General features: G+C 33.4%; 3 protein-coding genes and 1 pseudogene. 2 read left to right on the top strand and 2 right to left on the bottom strand.

Features of this window, described 5'->3' with window-relative positions; translation table 11 throughout:
- Window positions 1-63: 63 nt before the first annotated feature.
- Together J2Z40_RS18180 and J2Z40_RS18175 are read right to left on the bottom strand one after the other, a co-directional pair.
- Window positions 64-1,212, bottom strand: coding sequence for an McrC family protein (locus J2Z40_RS18180; protein WP_066392225.1), 1,149 nt, complete (start codon window positions 1,210-1,212; stop codon window positions 64-66).
- A 228-nt stretch (window positions 1,213-1,440) separates the two neighbouring features.
- Window positions 1,441-3,002: pseudogene (locus J2Z40_RS18175) on the bottom strand (IS3 family transposase).
- Between the two features lie 165 nt (window positions 3,003-3,167).
- On the opposite strand from J2Z40_RS18175, the gene J2Z40_RS18170 reads away from it, so the two are divergent.
- Both J2Z40_RS18170 and J2Z40_RS18165 read left to right on the top strand, forming a co-directional pair.
- The gene (locus J2Z40_RS18170; RefSeq protein ID WP_066392239.1) at window positions 3,168-4,040 is read left to right on the top strand and encodes a hypothetical protein; all 873 of its coding nucleotides are present in this window, start codon (window positions 3,168-3,170) and stop codon (window positions 4,038-4,040) included.
- Between the two features lie 298 nt (window positions 4,041-4,338).
- Window positions 4,339-6,285, top strand: coding sequence for a DUF2075 domain-containing protein (locus tag J2Z40_RS18165; RefSeq protein WP_066392242.1), 1,947 nt, complete (start codon window positions 4,339-4,341; stop codon window positions 6,283-6,285).
- Window positions 6,286-6,973: the final 688 nt, after the last annotated feature.

Genomic DNA, 6,973 nt, shown 5'->3' with positions numbered 1-6,973 from the left:
TGAAATCTTCATCAAATGTTTTTCTGCTCATGTGGACACCTCATATTATTAGTTATTTCTATTTTAAACTGTGTCCACTTTTGAGTCTAACACCATATTATACTTATGGAAATACCCAAACATTTGATATAAATCCTTATCACTCACACCATATCTATGTTTACCAACATTTAATTTCTTGTATTTGGTATCGATTAGTAAGCGAACAGAGTCTCCTTCTAATAAGGCAATATCAGGCTTAAGAAGGAATACACCTTTATTGTTACTATCAAAAATTAAATGTTCCTTTGAGTATTGAGGCCTAATTGTTATGTTCTCATTAAATATAACAGCACGATATTCATTAAGAATTTCAAATATATATTCTTGGTAAACTAAATTCATATCAATATTAAAAATGAAATTACTTACCAGATTCTCACTGTTGATATCTATTGTCTGTCCTTCCAAAAACATTTTAGCAATACCAAGAAGTTTAGAATATATACCGAGTAATCTGTCTTCCCTTACAATGGCAAAAGTATCTACGCTAACATGAATATCACTAACATCGTTAAGGGATTGAATAATATTATCAGCAAGAAGTTGATTTTGGCGCCAATTTGTTAACTTAGACATCAATCTAGTAGTATATTTTAATATCTGATTAACCAGATTATCTTCAGTAAATTCATCAAACTCGCAATAGACCCTATTGTGAAGAAAGTTTCGTTTTATATTTTCAGCAACAAGCAGCCTACCTTTGATATATCTAAGATTTTCTTGTTGAGTAACGTAGGTTTTATATATCCCTTTGAACAAATTTGTGTATAGTTCTTGTAAAAACATATTGATAAAAAAATCTAAGAATTGTCCTTCTTCATTTCCACCATAATTAGAAAGGTCAATATTTTTTATAGAAAGTCTAGAAGATTTGTTTATCATGTAATTTAGATTTTTATAGATTTCGTTTTTATTTAGTGAGGGGTTGTCGTCAATTAAAGAATTATATATCTTAGGTAAAACTTCAATATAAGTATCCCCAACTTTAATAACACCCACAAAATTTTTAAATGCCACACCATTGAGTTTAAACTCAATAGTTTCAGAATACTTTTCAGAAAATAACGTTTCTAATTCCTTAATCTCATAAAAAGCCTCTGAATCTCTATTGCTACCCACAATTGCTTCATATGAAATTTCGGAGTACTCATAGGTTGTTAATATTTTCATCACTATATTTCCTTATTAGCAATGTTATCAATTGTACTCAGTAATTCATCATTTGAGATTTCGTAGTCGGTGTTTGTCAATATAGTTGTCGTATATTCTTTGTTTGCTAGTGTACTAAATGCAGGAGTTACTACCGCGCTTCGCTTGGTGGCCTTCTCATCCAAGAACAGAATAAATTCTGTTCTTGGATGAGAAGGGAAAGGTAGGTCAAGTTTATCGCAGTGGGGATTATTCCTCACTCTTATTCTCCAATTTTTCCTTCATAGGATTTAAAGCCACTGACTCGTGTGCACTCCAGTTTCTAGTTGTACGTGACCAACGTTCTGGATGCTTTTGTTTCGCTATCTCATAGACTTCCTTGCGCTTATTTAGGATGTCAATATGGGCTCCTTTGTGGCATTGTTCCGGTGTTACAAAGTTGATTCCACTGTGTAGATGTACACAGTTATACCAATGGACAAATTTTAATGCCCATTCACGCGCAGCCTCAAGTGTTTCAAATCCCTTGTATGGGAATTCAGGTCGATATTTTAGTGTCCGAAACATCGCTTCGGAATAGGGGTTATCATTACTTACCCTTGGTCTTGAATAAGAGCTTTGAATCCCTAGTTTCTCAAGTAAGACCTGAAAAGTTGCGGCTTTCATGGGACTTCCATTGTCGGAATGTAACACCAATGGTCTTCCTTGGATGCCCTCACTAATGACCGTTTTTTTCATTAATTCTTCAGCGTATTGTGACTCCTCAGTTTCCCAAATCTCCCAACCTACTATCTTTCTACTAAAAATATCGATAATTAAATAGAGTCGGTAATACATCCCTTTCACCGGCCCTTTTAACCAAGTAATATCCCACGTCCAAACCTGTTTAGGTGCTGTAGCTAAATGACTTTCTGGTAATCTGCGTTCAGGTCGTTTACTTCTTCCTCTATGATGTTGCATATTTTGCTCACGAAGAACTCGATAGAAACTAGATTCAGAAGCAATATAAATACTTTGATCGGCTAATTTTGGCACAATTTGAGTAGGTGGTAAATCTATAAATTCCTCTTGTTTTACGACTTCTAATATCTCATGTTTTTCTTCTTTCGTTAGTTTATTTTTCGGCTCTGGGCGTGAGGCCATTGGGCGTCCGTCTTCCTTAATTCCTCCCTCTGAAATCCACCGTTCATACGTGCGTACACTAATGTTCAATTCTTTGCACGCCAGGGCTAATCGCGCACCATTTTGGTTAGCTTCTTGGATGAGTTCTACTGCTAGTGCGCGATCTGACGGGTTAATCATTCGTCCTCTTGGTCCCCCCAGATCGCTTGGGCCTTTTTTCTGAGAAGTAATAAGGCTGCAGCTTCTGCCAGTGCTTTTTCTTTTTTACGCAAATCTTTTTCTAACGTTTTTGCTTTTCTTTTTTCCTCTTTTAATTTTTGATTTAATTGCTTTGATTGATTCAATTCACGACCGTTTGCGTTTAGACAAGATTCTCGCCATGCTTCAATTTGTTCTTTATATAGTCCCTTTTTGCGACAATACTCTGCTAGGTCTGCCTGGTTCATTGAATATGTTTCCATCACTACCAAAAATTTATCTTCACTGCTCCACTGCTCAGAAACTTGTCCATCTCCAGGGGTGGGGTTTCCAGCTATTCTAGCCTCTTTCCTCCACTTGTATAAAGTGGGTTCAGTAATACCAAGTTCTTTACTTAACTGGCTTACAGATTCATTGTTAGGTGGCATCATTCTCTTAAGAATGGCCTCTTTCATTTCCTCTGTATATCGTTTTCCATTGTTATTTTTCATGTCGATCAACCTCCGTGTGTTAATTAAACTATACACTAAAGTTGTCTACGACACCTATCCTAACAGAGGGGGTTGTTGAAAAAGGGAAAAATTTGTAATATTATGATAGGTAATATGTAATAGGTTATTTATAACTGTATAAAATTATGAGAGGAGATAAAAGGTATGGCAATTGAATTAGTGCTGTATAAGAAAGGTAATGATTATGATGAAATCACTTTGGAAGATATTGAAAACAGAAGTGATTTTGAAATAGTAAGGCAAAATTTATATTGTGCCTTTGAAGGATGTCCTGCGAGAATAGAATATGTACCGAAAGGGAAAAGAATTGCTCACTTCAAGACATGGCCAATGAGTGATCATTCAACGGATTGTACAGATTTTTTTAATAGGGAAAAGCAAAAGGCAGGAAAAAAAAGTTTAGCTAGTAGCTCAGTTGCTCTTACTGATAAACATATAAATAATGTCTTAAGAAATCTAATTAATACTGTTGAAGAAACAGAAGAAGAAAAACAAACTAGACTTGAAAAACAACGAGCTAGAAATAAAAATAGAAAAAATAAGATTACTGATAAATTGAAAGGTCCAGAACTAACCGAGAATGTAAGACCTACTACTGATATAAATTCTGATACTATTGAGGAAGGAAAAAGGGCACCAAGTGTAAAAAGGCGTTATAGTATATCACTATTAAGTGAAGACGATATTCATACTGCGACTGCTTTATATGAAAGAGTCGAGAATATCAATATAGAAAAAAGTAGAGTAATAGTTAAATTGAAAAGAATTAATAGGGAAGCAAATGTCTATTTTGAAGAAAATTTCTTTAACAATTCAGCTAGGAACATAAATTCCATGTTTGAAATTGTGAAAAAACATCATGACAGTGGAAACCCAGTTGAATTATATTGTGTTGGTAATGTGGAGAAAAGAAATGGTAATATTTGTTTGGTTGTTAATAAACAAAGTCATATTAGATTTAATAAAATGACTATTGAAAGATTTACTTTTAAAATTACAAATCCGGAATTATTTTAGACTAAATATAAAAAAATTGACCACTTTTGTAAGAAAGTGGTTTGTTTATAAACAATATCATGAAAAATCAATTATGGATAACAATTATTTTGTTTAATAATGTTATTCTGAAAACAACAGTATTAATTTCAAATAGAATATTCTATCTGCACAAATCAAACACACTTTGATTTTAGTAGTTTACAAATACAATACTCATACTTATTCATTCCAAAATATAGTACTTTTTTGTTAAGCTTATTGTTAAAAACGTGTTTGGTAAAATATTAATATAGTTGTTGCTGTGGAGGAAATATTAATGATTGTTTATGAAGCTAGTAAACAGGAATTCCTAGAACATGTAGATCAAGATCAGCTAGTTACCCATATTTTAAATCAATTTGAATTAAAAGTTGGCCACACAACAAGTGAATCTGAAATTCGTTCTTGGGATAATTCCATGTTACATATGTACCGAGTTTTAAATGATCAATCGATTCCGAATGATGCCGGAGTTGCGATTGAATATAAAATACCTTATACATCTAAAAGAGTAGATTTTCTTCTATCTGGCCACAATGGAGTGAATGATTCTGTTATTATCATAGAACTAAAACAATGGTCTAAAGTAGAAAAAGTAGAAGGAAAAGAAGCAATTGTAAAAACGGCTATCAACAAAGGTTTGCAGGAAGTACCACATCCTTCCTATCAAGCTTGGTCCTACGCTTCTTTAATTGAGGATTATAATGAAAATGTACAGGAGCAATTAATACAACTTAAGCCATGTGCATATTTGCATAATTACCGAAAAACGGACAATGATCCATTAACGGATGAGTATTATGATTACTATTTAAATCTAGCACCTGTTTATGCTAAAGGTGATGTAGAAAAATTAAGAGCCTTTATCAAAAAGTATATAAAATTTGGGGATAATAAGGAAATCCTCTATCAGATTGAACAAGGAAGAATTAGGCCATCCAAGTCATTACAGGATTCTTTAGCGAGTATGCTAAAGGGAAATCAAGAATTTGTGATGGTTGATGAGCAAAAAGTAATTTTTGAAACTTCGCTTCAGTTAGCTAAAAGAGCAATTAAAACAGGCATTAAGCAAGTAATGATTATTGAAGGTGGTCCTGGAACTGGAAAATCTGTATTAGCGATCAATTTGCTTGTTGCAATGACCAGTAAAACATTAACATGTCAGTATGTTACAAAGAATTCTGCCCCTAGAAATGTTTATTCAACTAAACTAAAAGGTGACTTTAGAAAAACTAGGATAGATAATTTATTTAGAGGTTCTGGAAGCTATACGGAATCTGAATTAAACGAGATAGATGTATTAATTGTTGATGAAGCACACCGCTTAAACGAGAAATCAGGTATGTTTCAGAATTTAGGTGAAAATCAAGTTAAAGAAGTTATCCATACATCGCATATGTCAATATTCTTTATAGACGAGAATCAGCGAGTTACTTTGAAGGATATTGGCAGTGTAGAACTGATCAAGAGATATGCTAAGGAATATGGAGCAGAGGTGACTTCTGGAGAATTAACCTCCCAATTTCGATGTGATGGATCAGATGGCTATATTGCATGGCTAGATGACGTTTTACAGATTAGAGAGACTGCTAATGCGAACGACATGGGAATAGACTATGATTTTCGGGTATTTTCCAATCCTCATGATATGAAGAAAGAAATAGAAAAAAATAATAGCACAAATAACAAGTCTAGAATTGTTTCAGGTTATTGTTGGGAATGGCCAAAAGTTAATCGGACAAATTCTAAATGTCATGATATAAAAATTGGAGAGCATAATTTTGGAATGAGCTGGAATTTAGATAATACTTCAACATGGGCAATAGATGAAGAATCTATCCATGAAGCGGGCTGTATTCATACTTGCCAGGGTCTGGAGTTTGATTATGTTGGCGTTATTATTGGTGATGATCTTCGAGTTGACAAAGGTGCTGTGATTACAGATTATACGAAACGAGCAAAAACTGATCAGTCCCTCAAAGGGATTAAAAAGATGCTGAAGGAAACCCCTGTTGAGGCAGAGAAATTAGCAGATAAGATAATTCGAAATACTTATCGAACCTTAATGACGAGAGGACAAAAAGGGTGTTATGTATATTGCACAAATAAGGAATTAGAGAAATACTTGAAAACTCGTTTAAATCGTGAGAATTTATATAAGGAATCGAGAGAAGAAAAATTGAAAGTTGCTGAAAATGCAATTAATTATAATTTAAGTGATTGAATAATTAATGATAAAACTGGATTTAGCCATATGAATCTATTTAAGTTATTAAAAAAATCATGAAAGATATATGGGGAAATCTATGTGAACTCCTTAATCAAGGTAGGATTATAAATAAGCGCAACTTCCTAGTATGCATAATAAAGAGCCGTACATCACGACATTTTTGATCGAATATACGGCTTTATTTTTTGGACACATGCTTATTTAATCTAGGATATATAATCATCTAAATTCTCAGGGTTGGGTAGATATGGAGATACTATATTTATCAAAAGATTCGTTATGTTTAATTGGAAATTAATGTAATGCTTTTGAATGGTGCTACTATGCTCAACACATAAGGTATTTGAAAATTGGAATATTGACTTTCTCTTATAAAGGAGTGTCCCTCTATAGTATGGAAAAGTTCTGTACATCAATACTTGACTCAATCCAATGACAATATTAATAGGGTAATGATAATTTCCAATAAACTCTTTCACTATTATCGGTTTCAATATTAGAATCGCCTTCGCAATTCCTTCATCCTTAGATACACCCCAACTCTAAGCTCGATGCTATCCACATAATTATATCCGTATAGTCGATGCGTACTAATAATATCCGGCAATACCTTTTGAATCATGACTAAATCCGATAGTGTGGAAGTCCCAGTAGTAGTTTAAATGTCGCTGTATGGGCCGAA

Origin of the sequence: Cytobacillus eiseniae (assembly GCF_017874625.1) — a bacterium.
GTDB lineage: Bacteria > Bacillota > Bacilli > Bacillales > Cytobacillaceae > Cytobacillus > Cytobacillus eiseniae.
Note: the sequence above shows the minus strand (reverse complement) of the source record. Positions and strands in the feature narration are given on the sequence as shown.

What these genes read in the sequence shown, in the direction of transcription:
- J2Z40_RS18180 (WP_066392225.1), bottom strand. Translation starts at nt 1,212, where the DNA reads ATGAAAATATTAACAACCTATGAGTACTCCGAAATTTCATATGAAGCA.
- J2Z40_RS18170 (WP_066392239.1), top strand. Translation starts at nt 3,168, where the DNA reads ATGGCAATTGAATTAGTGCTGTATAAGAAAGGTAATGATTATGATGAA.
- J2Z40_RS18165 (WP_066392242.1), top strand. Translation starts at nt 4,339, where the DNA reads ATGATTGTTTATGAAGCTAGTAAACAGGAATTCCTAGAACATGTAGAT.